The organism is Streptomyces sp. NPDC004838 (genome assembly GCF_053600955.1).
Genome location: NZ_JBSGAW010000016.1, coordinates 156,941 through 178,095 on the forward strand (window position 1 = coordinate 156,941; position 21,155 = coordinate 178,095).

General features: G+C 70.8%; 20 protein-coding genes. 17 read left to right on the top strand and 3 right to left on the bottom strand.

From position 1 onward, the window contains the following. Positions 1-140: 140 nt before the first annotated feature. Positions 141-569 (bottom strand): DUF3870 domain-containing protein, encoded by a 429-nt coding sequence (locus ACWEFL_RS19885; protein ID WP_451714151.1) that lies wholly within the window; start codon positions 567-569, stop codon positions 141-143. A gap of 215 nt (positions 570-784) precedes the next feature. Between ACWEFL_RS19885 and ACWEFL_RS19890 the strand changes: the two genes are divergently transcribed. The 3 genes from ACWEFL_RS19890 to ACWEFL_RS19900 all read left to right on the top strand — a co-directional run bounded on the left by ACWEFL_RS19890 (position 785) and on the right by ACWEFL_RS19900 (position 5,268). After that, a complete protein-coding gene (locus ACWEFL_RS19890; protein WP_451714213.1) occupies positions 785-3,055 on the top strand; it encodes a prolyl oligopeptidase family serine peptidase in 2,271 nt (756 codons plus the stop codon). A 123-nt stretch (positions 3,056-3,178) separates the two neighbouring features. Continuing rightward, positions 3,179-4,579 (top strand): amidase, encoded by a 1,401-nt coding sequence (locus ACWEFL_RS19895; RefSeq protein WP_451714154.1) that lies wholly within the window; start codon positions 3,179-3,181, stop codon positions 4,577-4,579. Beyond that, positions 4,576-5,268 carry a pyridoxamine 5'-phosphate oxidase family protein gene (locus tag ACWEFL_RS19900; RefSeq protein WP_451714157.1) on the top strand — a complete coding sequence of 231 codons (693 nt, stop codon included), beginning with the start codon at positions 4,576-4,578 and terminating at the stop codon, positions 5,266-5,268. Before ACWEFL_RS19895 ends, ACWEFL_RS19900 begins: the two co-directional genes overlap by 4 nt. Before the next feature lie 185 nt (positions 5,269-5,453). Here the strand turns inward: ACWEFL_RS19900 and ACWEFL_RS19905 are convergent, their stop codons facing one another. Both ACWEFL_RS19905 and ACWEFL_RS19910 read right to left on the bottom strand, forming a co-directional pair. After that, positions 5,454-6,500 carry a histidinol-phosphate transaminase gene (locus ACWEFL_RS19905; RefSeq protein WP_451714160.1) on the bottom strand — a complete coding sequence of 349 codons (1,047 nt, stop codon included), beginning with the start codon at positions 6,498-6,500 and terminating at the stop codon, positions 5,454-5,456. A 335-nt stretch (positions 6,501-6,835) separates the two neighbouring features. Beyond that, positions 6,836-7,345, bottom strand: a complete 510-nt coding sequence (locus tag ACWEFL_RS19910) for an Lrp/AsnC family transcriptional regulator (protein ID WP_451714163.1) — start codon at positions 7,343-7,345, stop codon at positions 6,836-6,838. 120 nt (positions 7,346-7,465) lie between these two features. Here ACWEFL_RS19910 and pdhA point away from each other — a divergent pair, with 120 nt between their 5' ends. The 14 genes from pdhA to ACWEFL_RS19980 all read left to right on the top strand — a co-directional run bounded on the left by pdhA (position 7,466) and on the right by ACWEFL_RS19980 (position 21,064). Then, a complete protein-coding gene (gene pdhA, locus ACWEFL_RS19915; protein WP_451714166.1) occupies positions 7,466-8,572 on the top strand; it encodes a pyruvate dehydrogenase (acetyl-transferring) E1 component subunit alpha in 1,107 nt (368 codons plus the stop codon). A gap of 1 nt (position 8,573) precedes the next feature. Further along, positions 8,574-9,590 (top strand): alpha-ketoacid dehydrogenase subunit beta, encoded by a 1,017-nt coding sequence (locus ACWEFL_RS19920; RefSeq protein WP_451714169.1) that lies wholly within the window; start codon positions 8,574-8,576, stop codon positions 9,588-9,590. Next, a complete protein-coding gene (locus ACWEFL_RS19925; protein ID WP_451714171.1) occupies positions 9,587-10,963 on the top strand; it encodes a dihydrolipoamide acetyltransferase family protein in 1,377 nt (458 codons plus the stop codon). Before ACWEFL_RS19920 ends, ACWEFL_RS19925 begins: the two co-directional genes overlap by 4 nt. A gap of 100 nt (positions 10,964-11,063) precedes the next feature. Continuing rightward, positions 11,064-12,773, top strand: a complete 1,710-nt coding sequence (gene paaN / locus ACWEFL_RS19930; RefSeq protein WP_451714174.1) for a phenylacetic acid degradation protein PaaN — start codon at positions 11,064-11,066, stop codon at positions 12,771-12,773. Beyond that, a complete protein-coding gene (locus ACWEFL_RS19935) occupies positions 12,766-13,992 on the top strand; it encodes a thiolase family protein (RefSeq protein WP_451714177.1) in 1,227 nt (408 codons plus the stop codon). The genes paaN and ACWEFL_RS19935 overlap by 8 nt, the downstream gene beginning before the upstream one ends. Continuing rightward, entirely contained in the window at positions 13,989-14,756 is a 768-nt protein-coding gene (locus ACWEFL_RS19940; RefSeq protein ID WP_451714180.1) for an enoyl-CoA hydratase/isomerase family protein, read from the top strand. The genes ACWEFL_RS19935 and ACWEFL_RS19940 overlap by 4 nt, the downstream gene beginning before the upstream one ends. Continuing rightward, positions 14,753-15,610 carry a 3-hydroxyacyl-CoA dehydrogenase family protein gene (locus ACWEFL_RS19945; RefSeq protein WP_451714183.1) on the top strand — a complete coding sequence of 286 codons (858 nt, stop codon included), beginning with the start codon at positions 14,753-14,755 and terminating at the stop codon, positions 15,608-15,610. Before ACWEFL_RS19940 ends, ACWEFL_RS19945 begins: the two co-directional genes overlap by 4 nt. Beyond that, complete coding sequence (locus tag ACWEFL_RS19950) at positions 15,607-16,443, top strand: enoyl-CoA hydratase/isomerase family protein (RefSeq protein WP_451714186.1); 837 nt, start codon at positions 15,607-15,609, stop codon at positions 16,441-16,443. The genes ACWEFL_RS19945 and ACWEFL_RS19950 overlap by 4 nt, the downstream gene beginning before the upstream one ends. 73 nt (positions 16,444-16,516) lie before the next feature. Continuing rightward, positions 16,517-17,512: a 1,2-phenylacetyl-CoA epoxidase subunit PaaA gene (paaA, locus tag ACWEFL_RS19955; RefSeq protein WP_451714188.1), complete on the top strand. Its 996-nt coding sequence runs from the start codon at positions 16,517-16,519 to the stop codon at positions 17,510-17,512. Further along, positions 17,509-17,802 (top strand): 1,2-phenylacetyl-CoA epoxidase subunit PaaB, encoded by a 294-nt coding sequence (gene paaB, locus ACWEFL_RS19960; protein WP_451714191.1) that lies wholly within the window; start codon positions 17,509-17,511, stop codon positions 17,800-17,802. Before paaA ends, paaB begins: the two co-directional genes overlap by 4 nt. Positions 17,803-17,812: 10 nt before the next feature. After that, positions 17,813-18,667 carry a 1,2-phenylacetyl-CoA epoxidase subunit PaaC gene (gene paaC / locus ACWEFL_RS19965; protein ID WP_451714193.1) on the top strand — a complete coding sequence of 285 codons (855 nt, stop codon included), beginning with the start codon at positions 17,813-17,815 and terminating at the stop codon, positions 18,665-18,667. Positions 18,668-18,669: 2 nt separating this feature from the next. Next, complete coding sequence (gene paaD / locus ACWEFL_RS19970) at positions 18,670-19,194, top strand: 1,2-phenylacetyl-CoA epoxidase subunit PaaD (RefSeq protein WP_451714216.1); 525 nt, start codon at positions 18,670-18,672, stop codon at positions 19,192-19,194. Further along, entirely contained in the window at positions 19,194-20,279 is a 1,086-nt protein-coding gene (gene paaE / locus ACWEFL_RS19975) for a 1,2-phenylacetyl-CoA epoxidase subunit PaaE (protein WP_451714196.1), read from the top strand. Before paaD ends, paaE begins: the two co-directional genes overlap by 1 nt. An 11-nt stretch (positions 20,280-20,290) precedes the next feature. Continuing rightward, on the top strand, positions 20,291-21,064 hold the full coding sequence (locus ACWEFL_RS19980; protein ID WP_451714199.1) for an enoyl-CoA hydratase/isomerase family protein: 774 nt from the start codon (positions 20,291-20,293) through the stop codon (positions 21,062-21,064). Positions 21,065-21,155: the final 91 nt, after the last annotated feature.

The window sequence follows — 21,155 nt, forward strand, 5'->3', positions numbered from 1 at the left end:
GTCCTTAAACCCTGGAGGACATGCTTTTGACTGTGCGACCAGGGAGAGCGACCGTGAGGAGCGCCATTCGCGATTGCGGGCGCGGCGGCGGAAGTCAGGCTCTGTGCTGAGACTTTCCTACGTGAGTGCGCCGATCACTGTCAAGACCGGTGCGGTGTTTCCGGTGGCCGCGGAGCGGGCGGTGTTTCCACGACCATGCCTTCGAGTTTGAGGTGTTCGCGATAGCGGCGTACCAGATCGCGGTATGCCTGGGTGAGCGCGCCGCTGGACGCGCCCCAGTAGTTGCGCTTGACGTTGGCGAGGAATTCCGAGGGCTCGTTCAGGAGGCACTGGCCCACCAGTTCCCGTTCCAGCCATTCCCGGCCGACGTCCGTCACCAAAGTGGAGGACGCCTTGAGCACCGTATGCGTCGCCAGGTCCACCAGAACACCGAGGGTCAGTGTCTCGTACAGCGAACGCGCGGCCGTCCCCACCGGCATCTTCGAGTAGCCGCTGACCACCACGGTCCGGCCCGCGCCGTCCGGCCGGGACTCCTGCACCACCTGTTCCGCTCCGACGGGGAATGACACGGCTGCCTCCTTGGGGCGCGCGAGGATTCCATTGACGAACCCGAATGCGGTTGCCATACTTCGTCGAGATCATAGAGCGGTTGCTCCGCCGGTCAACACGATAGGTTCATATCGTCACTTCCGGCAATGACGACGTTCTCCCTGGCTGACAGACCCGACGTGATACGCACTGCCCGTCGGACCAGCCGGAGCAACGGGAGACTGCCGTGACCGATATGCGAGCGCGCTACGAAGAAGCCGAAGCTCTGCTTCCCCACAGCCTCGCGAAACTCGTCCACCGTGCCCGGGTGCGGCCCGAATGGCTCGGCGACGACACGTTCTGGTACACCGTGCGAACGCGCGAGGGAGTTCGCTTCAACCGGGTGGACATTCGCTCCCGGATGCGTTCGCCCGCATTCGACCATACGTCGCTGGCGGCGGCACTGAGCGCCGCGACCGGCACGCGTATCCGGCCCGGCGCGCTGCCGCTGAGACGTCTGTCCTTCACCCGCGACGAGGTGGAGTTCTCCGCGTCCGGCGCGAACTGGCGCTGGCATCCGGCGACTCGGGAGTGCCGCCGGCTGCCGGGCCGCCCCCCGGCGCCGGACGAGACCGTGGCGCCGGGCGGACGGTGGGCGCTGCGGGTGGATGACCACAACCTCGTCCTGCGCGATCTCCATACGATCGAGGAGGACCGCGTCCTCACCACGGACGGCACCCCGACCCTCGGCTACGGCATCCCGCCCGACCCGATGGCGCTCACGTCGCTGCTCACCCATATCGGCGTCACGCTGCCCCCCGCGGCCGTCTGGTCGCCGGACGGCACCGCGTTCGCCACCCACCGGGTGGACCAGCGCGGCGTCGCCAGGGCGGCCCTGGTGCAGTCCGCACCGCCGGACGGGTCACGGCCCCGGCTGCGGACGTTCGCGTACGCGATGACCGGCGAGGAGGCCCAGCCCACCTCGACCGTCCTGGTGTACCGCCTCGACGCGGGGGAATGGGTGGAGAGCCGCGGCGCCCCGCTGGTGACGCCGTTCGAGTCGGCCACCGCGTTCGGCCGCACCTGGTGGTCGCGGGACAGCCGCTTCCTGTACTGGCACGAGGGCGACCGCGGCGACCGGAACGTACGGCTGATGCGGATGGACGCGGCGACCGGTGAGGTCGAAACCCTGCTGACGGAGCATTCCGGCACCCAGGTGCAGACCCATCCGATCCGCTATCACGCGCCCAACGTCCTGGAGCTCACGTCCGGTGAACTGGTCTGGTGGTCCCAGGGCGACGACTGGGGCCATGCCTGGCTGCGGAACACCGACGGCACCCTGCGCCGGCTCACCGACGGCCCCTGGCTGGTCTGCGAGACCCTGGTCGTGGACGAAGAGGCCCGCGCCCTGGTGTTCACCGCGTCGGGCCGGGAACCCGGCCTCGACCCCTATGTGCGCCAGCTCTACCGGGTGGGTCTGGACGACGGCCGGATCACCCGGCTCACCGACGACGCCCTCGACCACGACCTCGTCGTCTCCCCCGCCGGGACCCATCTGGTGGATGTGGCGTCGGACCTGGCCACCCCCGCCGTCAGCCGGGTGCTCGACCTGTACGGCGATGTCGTGGTGGAGCTGGAGGCCGCGGAGGCGGACGGCCTCTACGCGGCCGGGTGGCGGCCACCGGAGCGGTTCCGCGTCAAGGCGGCCGACGGGACGACCGACATCCACGGAGTCCTCTACCGGCCGCACGGCTTCGACCCGGACCAGCGGTATCCCGTGCTCGACCATATGTACCCCGGCCCGCAGGTCAAGGCGGCGCCGGTGCGGTTCCCGCAGTCGGGCGAGATCGTCCCCACCGCGGAGGCCGCGGCGATGGCGGCGCTGGGGTTCGCCGTGGTCGTGGTGGACGGGCGCGGTACGCCCTACCGGTCCAAGGCGTTCCAGGAGCATCAGAGGCTGGACCCCGGCCGTACCGCGTTCATCGACGACCATGTCGCCGCCATCGAGCAACTGGCCGCCACCCGCCCGTGGCTGGACCTCGGCCGGGTGGGCGTCTTCGGGACCTCCGGCGGCGGCTACGCCTCCACTCGGGCGATGCTGCACCGCCCCGACTTCTTCCGGGTCGGTGTCTCGGCCGCGGGCGACCACGACGATCTGGTCTACCAGCCCGCGTGGGGCGAGAAGTTCTTCGGGCTGCCCGAGGAGACCGACTACGCCGCGAAGTCCAACTCGGCCCTTGCCCACCGCCTGGAGGGCAGGCTGCTGCTGATCCACGGCGAACTGGACGACAATGTGCTGCCGTATCAGACGCTCCGGCTCACGGAGGCGTTCATCCGGGCGAACCGGGACTTCGACCTTCTGCTGGTGCCCAACGCCGACCACACCCTGGTGGTCCACGGCGCCTATACGACACGGCGGCGATGGGACTACTTCGTACGGCATCTGCTGGGCGCCGAGCCGCCCCGCTACGAAATCGGCCCGTTCCCGCTCGATCTGGGCGCCCTCGCCGAACTCCTCGGCGCCTGAGCCGATGGCTGTCCCGGAGTCCCCATGAGGGCCGGGCGGCCCTACTCCGAGAGCCGTCAGCCGCACAACACCCCATCAGCCGCACCCGGTCCGCCCGGACCGCTCACATCCGTAAGGAACCGCATGACCACCCCGCCCCTGACCTCGCTCACCATCGCCGAGGCGGCACGACGCATCGCGTGCGGCCAGGTGACCCCCCAGGAACTCACCGAGGCGTACCTCGACCGGATCGACGCCGTGGACGGTGCCGTGCGCGCCTTCGTCCGGGTCGACCGGGACGGCGCGCTCGCCCAGGCCCGCAGCGCCACCGACGAGATCGCGCGTGGCCGAAGCAGGGGACTCCTGCACGGTGTTCCCCTCGCGGTGAAGGATCTGATCGACACCGACGGCCTGCCCACCGAGTACGGCTCAAGGGCCTTCGCCGGACGCCGCCCGAGCAGGGACGCGGCAGTCGTCCGGCTGTTGAGGGAAGCCGGTGCCGTCATCCTCGGCAAGAACACCACCCAGGAGTGCGCGGTGGGCATCGCCTGCCCGCCGACCGTCAACCCGTGGAACACCGCCCGTATCGCGGGCGGGTCGAGCGGCGGCTCGGCCGCCGCGGTGGCCGCCCGCACGTGCACGGCATCCCTCGGCTCCGACACCGGAGGGTCGATCCGCATTCCGTCGGCGTTCTGCGGCGTGGTGGGCGTCCGGCCCACCGGCGGTCTGGTCTCCCGCGCCGGTCTCCTGCCCGCTGCCCCGACCCTGGACCGGGTGGGTCCCCTCGCCCGCACCGTGACCGATGCCCGCATCCTGCTCGACGCGATCACCGGCTTCGACTCCGCCGACCCGGCGAGCGAAGTCCGCCCTCCGGCCGGCCCTGACACCGCACCGGCCGCCCCGGAGACCGCGCTGCGCGGTGTGCGCGTCGGCGTCGTACGGGACTGGGCGGACGACTCCGACCCGGGAATCCGGGCGGCGTTCAACGCGGCCGAAGAGGTCGTCAAAGGCGCCGGCGCCGAACTGATCGATGTCTACAGCCCCGCACAGGAGCTGGTCATGCCCGCCTACCGGGACCTCGCCCTGTACGAACTGGCCGCCCAGCACCGTCCCGCGCTGGCCACCGGATCGCACCTCTACAGCCCCGGCGTCCTCGCCGTCATCCAGGCGGGCATGGACATCGACGACGCCGCCTACGCTCGGGCGAAGGCCGACCGCGAGCGGATACGCAACGCCTGGAGCGAGTTGCTCACCGCTCACGGCCTGACGGCCTTCATCGCGCCCACCGTGCCCACCGTCGCCCCCACCCCGGACGACGTCACCGAGATCGAACTCCGGGCCGGCGCCTTCACGATCCCGGTGAGCATGGCGGACCTTCCCGTGATCAGCCAGCCCATGGGCTTCTCCGAAGGACTGCCCGTCGGCCTGCAATGGATCGGCGCGCCTTACGGGGAACCCCGGCTGTTCGATCTGGCGGGCGCCTATGAGCACCTCACCGGGTGGCATACGAGCCCGAGCCCCATCCGATCGGGGGAACGTTCATGAGCGACACCGGACAGTCCGGCGGCGGACAGCACGGGCCTGCCAGCGAGCGGGTCCGGATCCGGCGCCGCCCGGCCCGCGCCGACTACGATCCGGCTGCCGCGTACCGGGTGCTGGACGAGGCCCTGCTCTGCCATGTCGGCCTGGTCATCGACGACTTCCCCCATGTGATGCCGATGCTCCATGTGCGGCTGGACGACACCCTGTACTTCCACGGCGCCCCCGCCAACCGGGCTCTCGGCATCTTGGCCTCCGGTGCTCCGGCGAGTGTGACGGCAACGGTGCTCGACAGCCTGGTGATGGGCCGATCGGCGTACGAGAACTCGGTGAACTACCGCTCCGTGATGGCCTTCGGCCGGGCCCGCCCGGTCGTGGACGAGGCCGCCAAACGGCAGGTCATGACCCGGCTGCTCACTCGCCTGCTGCCTCCGGGACGGCTGAACGAGGTCCGTCCCCTGGCCTCCAGGGAGCTGTCCCGGACCACGGTCGTGGGACTGGTGCTCACGGAGTCGTCGGTCAAGGCCCGCACGGGTCCCGCCGCCGACGCCCGAGGGGATCTGGACGCCAGGGTATGGGCCGGGGAGGTTCCGTTCACCCCCGGGCTGGGCGCACCGGTCCCCGACGGCCTGGGGCCGTGGACCGTCTCCGTTCCCGAATCGTTGAAGGGCTGGGCAGGGCCACCGAACCTGTGAACACCGCTCGGTCGTCTACCGACCGGCGACCACGCGGGACTCGATACTCCGGTCGCGCCCGCCGCCACGCCGACGGCGGGCCCCGGCCCACCGGAGCCCCTGACGGCTCGTGGATTCTCCCGCACCGCAGAGAGCTTGGGGCGCGGACCGAGCACGCCGCCGCGAGCGTTCCTGATCGCCGGACCCTACGCCGCCCAGGTCTTCGCCAAGGCAAGGAAGGCGGCGTTCTCCTCGGCCAGGCCGATCGTGACCCGTACGCCCTCGTCCGGAAACGCCCGCGGCACCACGCCGCCCCCGAGGCAGTGCTCGGCGAACGCCGCGCTGTCGTGGCCGAGCGGCAGCCATACGAAGTTCGCCTGGGAAACCGGCACGTCGTAACCGAGCGAACGCAGTTCCCCGCTGACACGGTCCCGTTCGCCGATCGTGAGCCGAGCACGCCGCGCGACCTCGTCGCCCTCCCCGAGCGCGGCGATGGCCGCCTCCTGGGCGAGGCCGCTCACGCTGAACGGCACCTGCGTCTTCCGCACCTGCGCGACGATCTCGGGTGCTCCGACGCAGTAGCCGACGCGGAGCCCCGCCAGAGCGTATGCCTTGGAGAAGGTCCGGAGCACGACGACGTTGGGACGGTCACCGAAGAGCGCCAAGGCGTCCGGCACCGTGGTCGCGTCGGCGTACTCGCGGTATGCCTCGTCCATCACGATCAGCACCTCGTCGGGCACCCGATCCACGAAGTCGCGCAGCTCCGCCTCGCCCACGGCCGTGGAGGTCGGGTTGTTCGGGTTGCAGACGAAGATCACCCGCGTCCGTTCGGTGACTGCCTCGGCCATGGCCTCCAGGTCCAGGGCGTGGTCGCGGAGCGCGATCCGCACCGGAGTGCCGCCGGCCACCGTCGTGAGGATGGGGTACGCCTCGAAGGACCGCCAGCCGAAGATCACCTCGCTCCCGGGGTCGACCACGGTGTGCAGGAGCTGACCGCACACCTCCGAGGAGCCCGCCCCGACCGCGACACGTTCGGGAGTCACGCCGTGGTGGGCGGCGATCGTGCCGACCAGGCGTGTCGCGCTCATGTCGGGATAGCGCGAGACCCCTTCGACCAGCTCCGCGAGCCGGGCGGCGACACCGGGCAGCAGTCCGTACGGTGACTCGTTGCTGGCCAGGGCAGCGGCCCCGGTGACTTTTCGTCCCGGCACATAGGAGGGCAGATTCGTCAGAGACGGTCGGACATGGACCATGCTGGACTCGCTTCTCGAACAGGTTCCCCGAAGACGGGCTGCGAGAGAATGGTGGCCACGGGTGACAATCCGGTTCAAGACATCGGTGAAATCCACGACGGACTGCCACGAATGTGCCGTGGAGCACGCAGAACGCCGTCGCTGAGGGCCGGATCCCGCTGCGAAAGCAGACACACGGCCACACCATGCTGCCGCTCGGCAGACCGCCGGCGAGAGGTGCTGCCCCCTGCGCGACGACGAGGTCCGGCAGCGGTCGACGGGTCGGCGGAGCGGCTCGGCCGGTCCGTGGCCGTTGACGACCTGGCCGGAGTCTCCCGCTTGACGTGGTGCGGGTCTCAGGCGGTCCGGCCGCTCCAGTCGGCTCCTCGCCCGGGGGACTCGTCGAATATCAGCCAGGTCCGGGTCGAGCGAAGTCCCGGCACTTCCTGGATGCGCTCCAGAACCACTTGGCGCAGCGCGTCGTTGTCCGGCGTACGAGCCAGCACAAGGACGTCGAAATCACCACCGACCAGTGAGAAGTGCTCGACATAGGGGATCTCGGACAGGTGCCGCGCGACCGCGCGCCACGCGTTCTGTTCGATCGTCAGCAGGACGTAGGCGCTTGTACCCAGTCCGGCGCGTTGTGGATTCAGCTGTGCGGTGAAGCCGGAGATCACTCCATCGGAGACCATCCGGCCGATGCGGGTGTACGCGTTGGCCCGGGAGATGTGGAGCTGGTCGGCCAGCGCTCGAATGGAGATCCGGCCGTCTTCCAAGAGAGCGGCGACGATCGCTCGATCCGTCTCGTCGAGCCGGGCGGCAGAACGTCCGGACTCGGGGGCTCCTGGAGGGAACTCGGACGACATGTTGCTCTCCTCATCAAGACGATCCGACAGAGTGTCGCCAATAATCGCAGCCTCTTGAACATATATGAGCCACTGGCGACGATTCTCTTGTCAAGTGTCCATCGAAAGCGGGTGTCCTTCATGTCAGCGAAGACCCTCCGGAACACGGTGCAGGGCCTGCTGCCTTCGCTCGCGCCCATCCGGTTCGTGTCGGAGAACGGCACGGCTGTGAGGCCGCCCGCCGGGTACGCCGAGCCGCCGGACGAGTTGTTGCGCGAGGCGTACCGGCGGATGGTCCTGGGCAGGCGTTTCGACACCCAGGCGACGGCGCTGACCAAGCAGGGCCGTCTCGCCGTCTATCCGTCGAGCCGTGGCCAGGAGGCATGCCAGGTCGCGGGCGTCCTGGCGCTGCGGGAGCGGGACTGGCTGTTTCCGACCTACCGCGACAGCGTGGCCCTGGTGTCACGTGGTGTGGACCCGGCCGAGGTGCTGACGCTGCTGCGCGGCGACTGGCACTGCGGCTACGACCCGGCGGCCACCCGGGTGGCACCTCAGTGCACCCCGCTGGCCACCCAGGTCCTGCACGCCACCGGAATGGCGGACGCCATACGCCGCAAGGGCGAGGACGGCGCGGTGATGGCCTTCATCGGGGACGGCGGAACGAGTGAGGGCGACTTCCACGAGGCGCTGAACTTCGCCGCGGTCTTCAAGGCGCCGGTGGTCTTCTTCGTCCAGAACAACAAGTACGCGATCTCCGTGCCGCTCGCGAAGCAGACCGCCGCGCCGGCCCTGGCCTACAAGGGCGTCGGGTACGGCGTCCGTTCCGAGCAGGTGGACGGCAACGACCTGGTGGCCGTGCTGTCCGTACTGACGGCGGCCGTCGAGCACGCCCGCGGCGGGCAGGGGCCCTTCCTCGTCGAAGCCCACACCTACCGCATGGACGCCCACACCAACGCCGACAACGCGACCCGCTACCGGGAGGACGAGGAGGTGCGGCGGTGGAGCGCCGCCGACCCCCTGCACAGGCTGGAGACCTACCTGCGCGGCCGCGGAACCCTCACGGACGAGGACGTCACGTCCGCGGCGGCGGACGCCGAGGCGTTCGCCGCCGACCTCCGGACGCGGATGAACGCCGACTCCGAACCGGATCTCCTCGAACTGTTCGATCACGTCTACGCCGAGCCCACTCCCCAACTACTCGAACAGCGCGCGCAGTTGGCTGCCGAGCTGAACGCCCAGGAGCACTGACATGGCTACGGTCACGATGGCGCAGGCCCTCAACACGGCCCTGCGTGACGCGCTGCGCGCCGATGAGCGCGTGCTGGTCTTCGGCGAGGACGTCGGCCCGCTGGGCGGCGTCTTCCGCATCACCGACGGACTGACCCGCGATTTCGGCGAGCAGCGGTGCTTCGACACCCCTCTCGCCGAGGCCGGCATCGTCGGTCTCGCGGTCGGCCTGGCCATGGGCGGCTTCCGTCCCGTGGTCGAGATGCAGTTCGACGCCTTCGCCTACCCTGCGTTCGAGCAGATCGCCTCGCACGTCGCCAAGCTGCGCAACCGCACCCGGGGCCGGGTGGCGCTGCCGATGGTGATCCGGATCCCCTACGCGGGCGGGATCGGCGGCGTCGAGCACCACTGCGACTCCAGCGAGGCGTACTACGCGCACACGCCCGGCCTGAAGGTCGTCACCCCGGCGACCGTGGAGGACGCCCACTGGCTCCTGCGCGACGCGATCGACGACCCCGACCCCGTGGTCTTCCTGGAACCGAAGAAGCTCTACTGGTCCAAGGAGGACACCGACCTCACGACCCGCGGGGCCGCGCCCTTCGGGAAGGCGGCCGTCCGCAGGGAAGGGCGCGACGCCACGCTGGTCGCCTACGGCCCGTCGGTTCCGGTCGCTCTGCAGGCCGCGGCAGCCGCCGCGGAGGACGGCATCGATCTGGAGGTCGTGGACCTGCGCACGCTCGTCCCCTTCGACGACGAGACGGTGGCGGCCTCGGTGCGGCGGACCGGCCGGTGCGTGGTCGTGCAGGAGGCACAGGGGTTCGCCGGCGTCGGCGCCGAGATCGCCGCCCGGGTGCAGGAGCGCTGCTTCCACTCACTGGCCGCGCCCGTGCTGCGCGTCGCGGGCTTCGACATCCCCTACCCGCCGCCCAAGCTGGAGCACGCCCACCTGCCCGGCGTGGACCGTGTCCTGGACGCCGTGGACCGCCTCCAGTTCGGCGACGCGCCCGACATCCACCACCTGGCACGGAGGGCGGCATGACCACCGGCACCTTCGAAGAACAGCTCTTCCGCCTGCCCGACCTCGGAGAGGGACTGGCCGAGGCGGAGATCATCGACTGGAAGGTCGAGGTCGGCGACACCGTCGAGGTCGATCAGATCGTGGTGGAGGTCGAGACCGCCAAGGCCGCCGTCGAAGTGCCCGTACCGTACGCGGGTGTCGTGCTGAGGCTGCACGCCGACGCCGGCGCTGCCCTGGCCGTGGGTGAACCGCTCGTCTCCGTCGGACCGGCGCATGCCGGTGTTCTCCGGGCGGAAGGCCCGGAGCGGGGCGACACGGCGGCGGAACGCTATCGCGAAGAGGAGCAGGCGGGCTCCGGGAACGTGTTGATCGGCTACGGAACCGGTCACGGCTCGACGACCCGGCGGCGGCGCCGGAGCCGCGGCGCCGCCGCCGGCCGGCCGGCCGTGGACGGCGCGGACGTGACCGCGGCGCGAACCCCCGCGGGCGACGTCGCCACCCCTCTGGTGATCTCCCCGCTCGTGCGGAAGCTGGCGCGGGAGCACGGCATCGACCTCGCCCGGCTCACACCCAGCGGCCCCAACAGCGTCATCCTGCGCCAGGACGTCGAGCAGGCCGTCGCGCAGGCCGTCGAGCAGGCCGTCGAGCCGGCCGCCCAGCCGCCCGTGGCCGCTGCCCGGCCCGGGACGCCGCAGCCCGGCGGCGAGGAGCGCGTCCCCCTTCGCGGCTTGCGCCGAGCAGTGGCCGAGAAGCTGTCCCGCAGCAGGACCGAGATCCCGGACGCCACGACCTGGGTCGACGTGGACGCGACCGGGCTGCTGCGGGCCAAGGACGTGCTCCAGACCGCCGAGCCGGACCGGAGGATCGGTCTCCTGGCGCTCCTGGCCCGGATCTGCGTCGCCGGTCTGCGGCGCTTCCCCGAGCTGAACTCGACGGTCGACACCCAACGGGGCGAGATCGTCCGCTTCCCGGCGATCCACCTGGGCTTCGCCGCACAGACGGAACGAGGACTCGTCGTCCCCGTCGTACGCGACGCGCACCTCATGACGACGGCGCAACTCGCCGCCGAACTCGCCCGCCTGACCGGGCTGGCACGGTCGGGCGACCTGCCTCCCGCGGCCCTGACCGGCGGCACCTTCACCCTGAACAACTACGGAGTGTTCGGAGTCGACGGCTCCGCACCCATCATCAACCACCCCGAGGCCGCGATCCTCGGCGTCGGCCGCATCATCGACAAACCCTGGGTGGTCGACGGCGCGCTCGCCGTCCGCAAGATCACCCAGCTCTCCTTCACCTTCGACCACCGGGTCTGCGACGGCGGCGTCGCCGGCGGCTTCCTGCGCTTCGTCGCCGACGGCGTGGAGCGCCCCGCCACCCTGCTGGCCGACCTGTGACCTGACCCCTCCCCGCGCCCGACCGCCGACCGGACACCACCACGCCCTACGAGAACCGAACGTTCGGTTGGACCCTGACTTGACGAGAAGGTGAAGCGCAATGCCCAGATCAACCGCCCGGCCCGACTTCTTCGCGGAGCACCGCGGACTTCTGGAACAGGCCGAATCCGCGATCGCCCGGCGCGGGTACTGGACCCCGTACGTGGAGACACCCAGCGCCTCGGCCTACGGCGCCGACGCGCCCGCGCGGGGCGAGGCCGCCTTCCAGGCGCTGCTAGGGCAGTCGTTCGAGCTGAAGGAGCTGCCCGGCAGCGGTACCGTGCCGAGCGTCGAAGTCTCCCCGTACGGCTTCGAACTGGGCGTCAGCTACCCGCGTGTCACCCCCGACGAGGCGGTGGCGGCCGCCAAGGCCGCCGCCGGGGAGTGGCGAGCGGCGAGCCCCGACACCCGCGCCGGCGTCGCGGCGGAGATCCTGTCCCGGCTGAACGCCGCCAGCTTCGAGATCGCCCACGCTGTGCAGCACACCACCGGACAGGCTTTCCTGATGGCCTTCCAGGCGGGTGGTCCGCACGCTCAGGACCGCGGCCTGGAGGCGGTCGCGTACGCGTGGGCGGAGCAGAAGCGCCAGCCGGCCACGGCCCGCTGGACCAAACCGCAGCGCAAGGGCGACCCGCTGGTGCTGGAGAAGACCTTCACACCGGTGGGACATGGCATCGCGGTACTGATCGCCTGCAACACCTTCCCCACCTGGAACGGCTACCCGGGCCTGTTCGCCAGCCTCGTCACCGGCAACCCGGTGATCGTCAAGCCGCACCGGCGTGCCGTGCTGCCGCTCGCGATCACCGTGCGCGTCGCCCGGGACGTCCTGGCGGAGGCGGGCTTCGATCCGAACGTGGTCGTCCTCGCGGCCGAGAACCCCGAGGAACGGACGGCGCCCGAGCTGGCCACCCACCCCGATGTACGCGTCGTCGACTTCACCGGCTCCACCGAGTTCGGCGACTGGCTTGAGGTCAACGCCCGCCAGGCCACCGTCTACACGGAGAAGGCGGGCCTGAACACCGTCGTGCTGGACTCCACGGAGGACTACACGGGTCTGCTGCGCAATCTCGCCTTCTCGCTGTCCCTGTACAGCGGCCAGATGTGCACCACGCCGCAGAACATCCTGGTCCCGCGCGAGGGTTTCACCACCGACCAGGGTCCGCGTACGGCGGACGAGTTCGCCGCGGACCTCGGCGCCGCACTCGACAAGCTGCTCGGTGACACGAACCGGGCCGCCGGCACCCTCGGCGCCATCGTCAACGACTCCGTACTCAAGCGACTGGACGAGGCCGCGGGATTGGGGCGCACAGCCCATCCCTCCCGCGAAGTGGAGCACCCCGAGTACCCGAAGGCGACGGTCCGGACCCCACTGGTGGCGCGGCTGGACGCCGAGGCCGACCGCGACACGTACACCCGTGAGTGGTTCGGACCGGTCTCGTTCGTCATCGCCACCGACTCCACCACGCACAGTCTGCGTGTCTTCCTCGACTCCGTGCGCCGGCACGGTGCCCTCACGGCCCTCGTGCACGCGACCGGCGAAGGGGTCCTGGACGCGGCGCGGGCCGCGGCTCTGGACGCCGGTACGCACCTGTCGGAGAACCTCACCGGCGGTGTCTTCGTCAACCAGTCCGCCGCGTTCAGCGACTTCCACGGGACCGCGGCCAATCCCGCGGCGAATGCCGCGCTCACCGATCCGGCCTTCGTCACCGGCCGGTTCTCGGTGCTCCAGTCGCGCCGGCACGTCCCCGCCGAGGAGAGCCTCCATGTCTGACGACGTCTTCCTGATCGACGGCGCGCGTACCCCGCAGGGCCGCTACGGCGGCGCGCTGGCCTCCGTGCGCCCCGACGATCTGGCCGCGCTGGTGGTCGCCGAGGCGGTGCGGCGCAGCGGCATCCCGGGCGAGGCGGTCGACGAGGTGATCCTCGGAGCCGCCAACCAGGCCGGTGAGGACAACCGGGACGTGGCCCGGATGGCCGTTCTGCTGGCCGGGCTGCCGCACACCGTGCCCGGCTACACCGTCAACCGGCTGTGCGCCTCGGGTCTGACCGCGGTCGCCTCCGCCGCCCAGGCGGTCCGGGCCGGCGAGGTGGACCTGGTCGTGGCGGGCGGAGTGGAGTCGATGACCCGAGCCCCCTGGGTGATGGCCAAGCCCGGCACACCGTGGGCCAAGCCGGGAGAGGTCCACGACACGGCGATCGGCTGGCGCTTCACCAACCCCCGCTTCGCCGCGGCCGACCGGGCCGTGCCGGCCGGTGCCGGACCGGAGACGGCGAAGGTGACGTTGTCGATGGGCGAGACCGCCGAAGAGGTCGCGGCGCTGGACGGCATCACCCGCGCCGAGGCCGACGCCTTTGCCCTGCGCAGCCACCAGCGGGCGGTCGCCGCGCGGGAGTCCGGCCGTTTCACACGCGAGATCGTGCCGGTGCCGGTGAAGGACGGCCGGGTGGACCACGACGAAGGTCCTCGCCCGTCCACCTCCCTGGAGAAGCTGGCGGGACTGCGTCCTGTCTTCCGCGAAGGCGGTATCGTCACCGCCGGCAATTCCTCCTCGCTGTCCGACGGAGCCGCCGCGCTGGTGGTCGCGAGCGGTGCGGCTGTAGACCGCTACGGACTGACTCCCCGGGCGCGGATCGTCACCTCCGCCTCGGCCGGGGTGCGGCCCCACATCATGGGTCTGGGCCCCGTGCCCGCGACCGAGAAGGCGCTGGCTCGCGCCGGATGGCTGAGCGGTGAACTCGACGCGGTCGAGCTGAACGAGGCGTTCGCCGCCCAGGCCCTGGCAGTGATCCGCCGTCTGAAGCTCGACGAGGAACGGGTCAACGCCGACGGCGGCGCGATCGCGCTCGGCCACCCGCTGGGCTGCTCCGGCGCACGCATTCTGCTCACGCTGCTCGGGCGCATGGAGCGCGAGGACGCGCGCCGGGGTCTGGCCACCCTGTGCGTCGGGGTGGGCCAGGGCACCGCGATGCTCGTGGAGCGGGTGTCATGAGCGGCAGCCACGAGACCCTGGTGATCGAGGAGCGCGACGACCGGGTCATCGTCACGCTCCACCGCCCCGACGCCCGCAACGCGATCAGCGGCCGGATGATCGAAGAGCTCCACACGGTCTGTGAAGGGCTGGAGCGGGTACCGAAACTCCTGCTGCTCACCGGGCACGGCGGCGTCTTCGCGGGCGGTGCCGACATCACCGAACTGTTGCGGCGGGGCCGTGACGAGGCGCTGCGGGGCATCAACAGCCGACTGTTCGAGCGGATACACAGGCTGCCGATGCCGACCGTGGCCGCGGTCGACGGATGGGCGCTCGGTGGCGGAGCCGAGCTCGCGTACGCCTGCGACATCCGTATCGCGGGACCGGACGCCGTCTTCGGCAACCCGGAGCCGGGGCTCGGCATCCTCGCGGCGGCAGGTGCCTGCTGGCGGCTGCCCGAACTGGTCGGCGAGTCGGTCGCCAAGCAGGTACTGCTGGCCGGGCGGAACCTCGACGCGCGGGCAGCGCTGGCCGCGGGGCTGGTCATCGACGTCGTACCGGCGGACACATTGCTGCACGAGGCGCACGCGCTGCTCGACCGCATGGCCCGCTCGTCGGCCGGGGCCCTGCGGCTGACCAAGCTCGTCGTCAACTCACCGGGAGCCCATCCGGTGGCCGACGACCTCGCCCAGGCGGTGCTGTTCGAAGGCGCGGACAAACGGGACCGCATGACGCGCTTCCTGGAGAAGAGCGGACCGACTCCGCGGAAGGGGAGCAGGACATGAGCAACCCCACCGCACCCGCGGTCGTCGGCGTGATCGGCGGCGGCCGGATGGGAGCCGGGATCGCGCATGCCTTCGCGGCCGTCGGCTCGGCCGTCACGGTCGTGGAGAGAGCCGAGGAGGCCGCCGCCGCACTGGACCGTATGGCCACCGGTCTGCAGCGGGCCGCCGAGCGGGACGGACTCACCGAGTCTCCCGAGCAGGTGCTCCGCCGGATCACGACCGTCGACTCCGTGGACGGCCTGCCCATGGCGGCCGACCTCGTCGTCGAGGCCGTCCCCGAGGATCCCGCGCTGAAGGCCCGGCTGCTGGCGTCGGCCGAGCGGGCGGTGAGTGCGACAACGGTGCTGGCCACCAACACCAGCTCCCTGTCCGTCACCGAACTGGCCTCGGTCCTGAACCGGCCCGGACGGTTCCTCGGCATGCACTTCTTCAACCCGGTCCCCGCCTCCGGGCTGATCGAACTGGTCGTCGCGCCGGACACCGCCGACGACACCCTCGCGGCCGCCCTCGCCTGGACGCGCGCGCTCGGCAAGAAGGACGTCGTCGTCAAGGACTCTCCGGGCTTCGCCAGCAGCCGCCTGGGGGTGGCACTGGGGCTGGAAGCGATCCGCATGGTGGAGGAGGGCGTCGCGGAACCTGAGTCGATCGACGACGCCATGCGGCTCGGATACCGGCACCCCATGGGACCGCTGAGGCTGACCGACCTCGTCGGCCTCGACGTACGGCTTGCCATCGCCGAGTACCTGCACGCCACCCTCGGCGAGCGCTTCGCCCCACCTCGGCTGATGCGCGACATGGTCGCCCGCGGCGAACTGGGCCGCAAGACAGGACAGGGGTTCTACACATGGCGATGACCGGCACCCCCGCGGAGAGCGTCGAGCCCGTGGCAGAAGAGGCACACCACGAAGTCGGCCGCACCATGGACGACGCCGTCGCGGTCATAGAGCTGCGCCGCCCCTCGGCGGGCAACGCCCTCGACCACACGATGAAGGACGGCCTGCTCGCGGCGGTGGAGAGGGTACGAGCCGACGGGGACCGCGTCCGGGCGGTGCTCGTCTGCGCCGAAGGCCCCTCCTTCTGCGTCGGGCAGGACCTCAAGGAGCACGCCCGGGTTCTCGAAGAGAAGCCCTTCGCGGCGTTCGAGACGATCCACGAGCACTACAACCCGCTCGTGAAGGCCCTGAACGCACTGCCGCAACCCGTGGTCGCGGCCGTCGAGGGCGCCTGTGTCGGAGCGGGGCTCGGACTCGCTCTCTGCGCCGACCTGCGGATCGCGGCCGACAACGCGAGGTTCGCCACCGCCTTCGCCGGCATCGGACTGGCCCCCGACACCGGCGTGAGCCGTGCCCTGGTCCGACTCGTCGGCCCCTCACGAGCCGCCGAACTCCTCCTCCTCGGCGGCCGGTTCTCCGCCGAGGAGGCCGCCCGATGGGGACTGGTCCACCAGGTGGTGCCCGCGGGCCGGGCGACCGCCGAAGGACTGGCACTGGCCCGACGCCTCGCCACCGGCCCCACCGCCGCCTTCAAGGAGATCAAGAGCCTGCTCAGGACAGCCGGCACCGCCGACCTCGGCAGGGCGCTCGAACGCGAAGCGGCAGCCCAGCACCGTCTGGGCGCCACCTCCGACCACCGCGGCGCCGTCCAGGCATTCCTCAACCGCGAGACCCCCGTTTTCCTGGGCCGGTGATGAGCCGGCACCAGTCACGGCAGGTCACCTCACACGACGCTCACGACCCGCACGACCGGAAGGACAGAACGTGATGCCGGCATCCTCGTCCACCGCACCCTCCGACCCGACGGCAGCAGAAGATCTTGAGAGGTACCAGGAGTACTTCGACGCCACGATCGCCCACGACCAGCGGGTCGAGCCGAGGGACTGGATGCCCGACGGTTACCGCAGGACGCTGATCCGGCAGATCGCGCAGCACGCGCACTCCGAGATCATCGGCATGCAGCCGGAGGGCGACTGGATCACCCGCGCGCCCTCCCTGCGCCGCAAGGCCATCCTCTTCGCGAAGGTCCAGGACGAGGCCGGGCACGGTCTGTACCTGTACTCCGCGGCCGAGACCCTGGGCGCCGACCGCGCCGATCTGACCGACCGTCTCATCGAGGGCCGTCAGAAGTACTCGTCCATCTTCAACTACCCGACCCCGTCCTTCGCGGACGTGGGGGTGATCGGTTGGCTCGTGGACGGCGCGGCGATCTGCAACCAGGTGCCGCTGTGCCGGTCGTCGTACGGGCCGTACGCACGGGCCATGGTGCGGATCTGCAAGGAGGAGTCCTTCCACCAGCGCCAGGGCTACGAACTCCTGCTGACGATGATGCGTGGCACCGACGCCCAGCGTGAGATGGTCCAGGACGCCGTGAACCGGTGGTGGTGGCCGTCCCTCATGATGTTCGGCCCGCCCGACGGCGATTCTCCCAACTCGGCGGCCTCCATGGCCTGGAAGATCAAGCGCCACAGCAACGACGTGCTGCGCCAGCGGTTCGTCGACATGACCGTCCCGCAGGCCGACAAGCTCGGCGTCACTCTGCCCGACCCCGAACTGAGCTGGAACGCCGAGCGTGGGCACCACGACTTCGGCACCCCCGACTGGTCCGAACTGCAGCGGGTCATCAGCGGCGACGGGCCGTGCAACACGGAGCGGATCGACCGGCGCCGAGCCGCTCACGAGGAGGGCGCGTGGGTACGGCGGGCAGCCGCCGCGCACGCGGCGAAACAGGCGGCCAGGGCGACACAGGGAGCAGCGGCATGAGCGGCACGAGGAGTGAGTGGCCGCTGTACGAGGTGTTCGTCCGGGGCAAGCGTGGACTCAACCACGTTCACGTCGGGTCACTGCGCGCGGCGGACCAGCGGATGGCCCTCACCCACGCCCGCGACCTCTACACCCGTCGCAACGAGGGCGTGAGCGTCTGGGTGGTGCGCAGCGAGGACATCGGCGCCTCGGCACCGGACGAGAAGGACCCCTTCTTCGACCCCAGCAACGACAAGGTGTACCGCCATCCCACCTTCTACGAGATCCCCGAAGACGTCCCCTACATCTAGGAGCCGGGTCATGAGCGAGGACCATGTGTACCTGTCCCTGACCGAGGGACACGCCGACAGCGACGCGCACTGGGCATTCGGCACCGGGTTCACCCACCCGCTGCACGGCGTCGACGCCACCGTCCCGGACGGTGTCGACGGCCGGGAACTGGCCGACCGCTGCCTGGTCCTGGGCGATGACGCCCTCGTCTACGCCCAGAGGCTGGCCGAGTGGTGCACCCGCGCGCCGGAGCTCGAGGAGGAGGTGGCACTGGCCAACATCGGTCTCGACCTGCTCGGGCAGGCCCGCCTCCTCTACTCCAGGGCCGGACAGGCCGACCTCAGCGGCCGGGACGAGGACCACTTCGCCTATTTCCGCGACGCGGCCGAGTTCCGCAACGTGCGACTCGCCGAGCTTCCCAACGGTGACTTCGCCTTTTCCGTCGCCCGGCTGCTGGTGTTCTCCTGCTGGCGGCTGGCGCTCCTGGAACAGCTGACCGGCTCACCTGATCCGGTGCTGGCGGCCATTGCCGCGAAGGGCGTCAAGGAACTCACCTACCACCGTCAGTACTCCGCCGAATGGGCCGTGCGCCTGGGCGACGGTACCGAGGAGTCCCACCGACGCATGCAGCAGGGCATGGACGAGGTCACGTCCTGCCTCGGGGAGCTCTTCGTCTCCTCGGAAGGTCTCGGTATCGACACCTCGCGAGTCCACGACGAGGTGACGGCGACGATCCGGCAGGTCGGCGAAGCGGCCGGTCTCACCCTGCGACGCGTCACCGAGCCGGGCCGTGTCGGGCGTGACGGCGACCACACCGAGCACCTGGCTCCCCTCCTCGCGGAACTGCAGAGTGTGGCCCGCGACCACCCAGCGGGAGTGTGGTGACCGTGCCCCCCGTCCACACCGACAAGGCACTGGACCGAGCCCGTCACGCGGCGGAGGAGATCACCGATCCCGAACTGCCGATGCTCACCCTCGCGGAACTCGGCGTCCTGCGTCGTGTCGAGCTCGGCCACGACGGCGGGGTGATCGCCACCATCACCCCTACGTACAGCGGCTGTCCGGCCATGGCGGAGATACGTGCCGACGTGGCCGGACGACTGCATGCGGCGGGCTTCGCCCAGGTGGAGGTCCGTACGGTGCTGAATCCGCCGTGGACGACCGACTGGATCACGGACGAGGGCCGCCGAAAGCTCACAGAGCACGGCATCGCCCCGCCCGGCGCCGCGCCGCGGCGGGCCGGCGGGGGGCCTGTACCGCTGGTGCTGTCACCCACGCGTCGGCCCGTGACCTGCCCGCGCTGCCGGTCCGTGGACACCCGGGAGACCTCCCGGTTCTCCGCAACTTCCTGCAGAGCGCTGTGGCGCTGCCGGGCCTGCCTGGAGCCGTTCGAGTACTTCAAGGAGATCTGATGACCGTCACCCGGGCCCGCCGCCCCGCCTTCCACCCGCTGCGCGTCGCCCGGGTCGAGTCGCTGTGCGAGGACGCCGCGGCCATCACCTTCGACGTGTCCGACGAACTGGCCGAGGAGTTCGCCTTCAGGCCGGGGCAGTCCCTCACCCTGCGCCGCGAGATCGACGGCCGCGACGAGCGCCGCTCCTACTCCATCTGTTCCTCCACCGGGGCCCCGCCCCGCATCGGCGTGCGGGTGGTGCCGGGCGGGCTGTTCTCCTCCTGGCTCGTACACGCCGTGGAGCCCGGGGACGTCGTCGAGGTCATGGCCCCGGCCGGCACGTTCGTCCCCGAGCTCGGCACACCCGCCCACCACGTGCTGATCGCGGCGGGTTCCGGCATCACTCCCATGCTGTCCATCGCCGCGTCCGTGCTCGCCGCGGACGCGGGATCCCAGGTCACCCTCCTGTACGGGAACCGCCGGACCGGCACCGTGATGTTCGCCGACGATCTCGCGGACCTCAAGAACCTGTACCCGGCCCGCTTCCACCTGGCCCACGTTCTGTCCCGGGAGCCCCGCGAAGCGGAGTTGCTCTCCGGCCGCCTGGACGCCGAGCGGCTGGCAGCGCTCATCGAAGCCCTGGTCGACCCCGAGCACGCCGACCACTGGTGGCTGTGCGGCCCCCACGGCATGGTCCGCGACGCACGGGCTCTGCTCGCCGGCCTCGGCGTGCCGGAGAACCGCGTCCACCAGGAGCTCTTCCACGCCGACGACGAGCCGTTCCGGACCATCCGTCAAGAGGACGCCGACGACGTCACCGAGGGGCCCGAGAGCCAGGTGACGATCATCCTCGACGGCCGCACCACGACTGCGGCGCTGCCCCGCGGCCTCTCCGTGCTCGACGGCGCCCAGCGCGACCGTCCGGACCTGCCCTTCGCCTGCAAGGGCGGCGTATGCGGCACCTGCCGAGCACTCGTCACCGACGGCCGGGCCGACATGCGCCGCAACTTCGCTCTCGAAGCCGCGGAAGTGGCAGCCGGCTACGTCCTGACCTGCCAGTCCTTTCCCGCGTCCGACGAGCTCACCGTCGATTTCGACAGCTGAGGAGCAGCGCCATGACCGTCCGACTCGAAGTCGCCGAAGGAGTCGGAACCATCCGCCTCGACCGCCCGCCGATGAACGCACTGGACATCGCGGCACAGGACCGGATCCGTCGGCTCGCCGAGGAGGCCGCCGACCGGGACGACGTGCGCACCGTGATCCTCTACGGCGGGGACAAGGTGTTCGCCGCGGGTGCGGACATCAAGGAGATGCAGGCGATGGATCACGCGGCGATGGTCGCACGCGCCCGGCCGCTCCAGGACTCCTTCACGGCCGTCGCCCGCATCCCCAAGCCCGTGGTGGCCGCCATCACCGGGTACGCGCTGGGCGGGGGGTGCGAGCTGGCGCTCTGCGCGGACTACCGGATCGCCGCCGACAACGCCCGGCTCGGCCAGCCCGAGATCCTGCTCGGCCTGATCCCCGGGGCAGGCGGTACCCAGCGTCTCTCCCGCCTCGTCGGCCCTTCCAAGGCCAAGGACCTGATCTTCACCGGCCGTACGGTGAAGGCCGACGAGGCTTTGGCGATCGGTCTGGTGGACCGAGTCGTTCCGGCCGCCGAGGTGTACGAGCGGGCACATGCCTGGGCCGCACGGCTCGCCCACGGCCCCGCCATCGCGCTCCGCGCGGCCAAGGAGTCCGTCGACACGGGCCTGGAGGCTGATCTCGACACAGGTCTCGCCATTGAACGCAACTGGTTCGCCGGTCTGTTCGCCACCGAGGACCGGGAGAGCGGCGTGCGCAGCTTCGTCGAGGAAGGCCCCGGCAAGGCCACTTTCCAGGGTTCCTAGTGTCCTGAGTCTTTATTTCGCTATAGAAGTAGGCTGGGCTCATGGCGCGTATGGGTCGGCCGACGGTCGAGGTGGTTCTGGCGGATGAGGA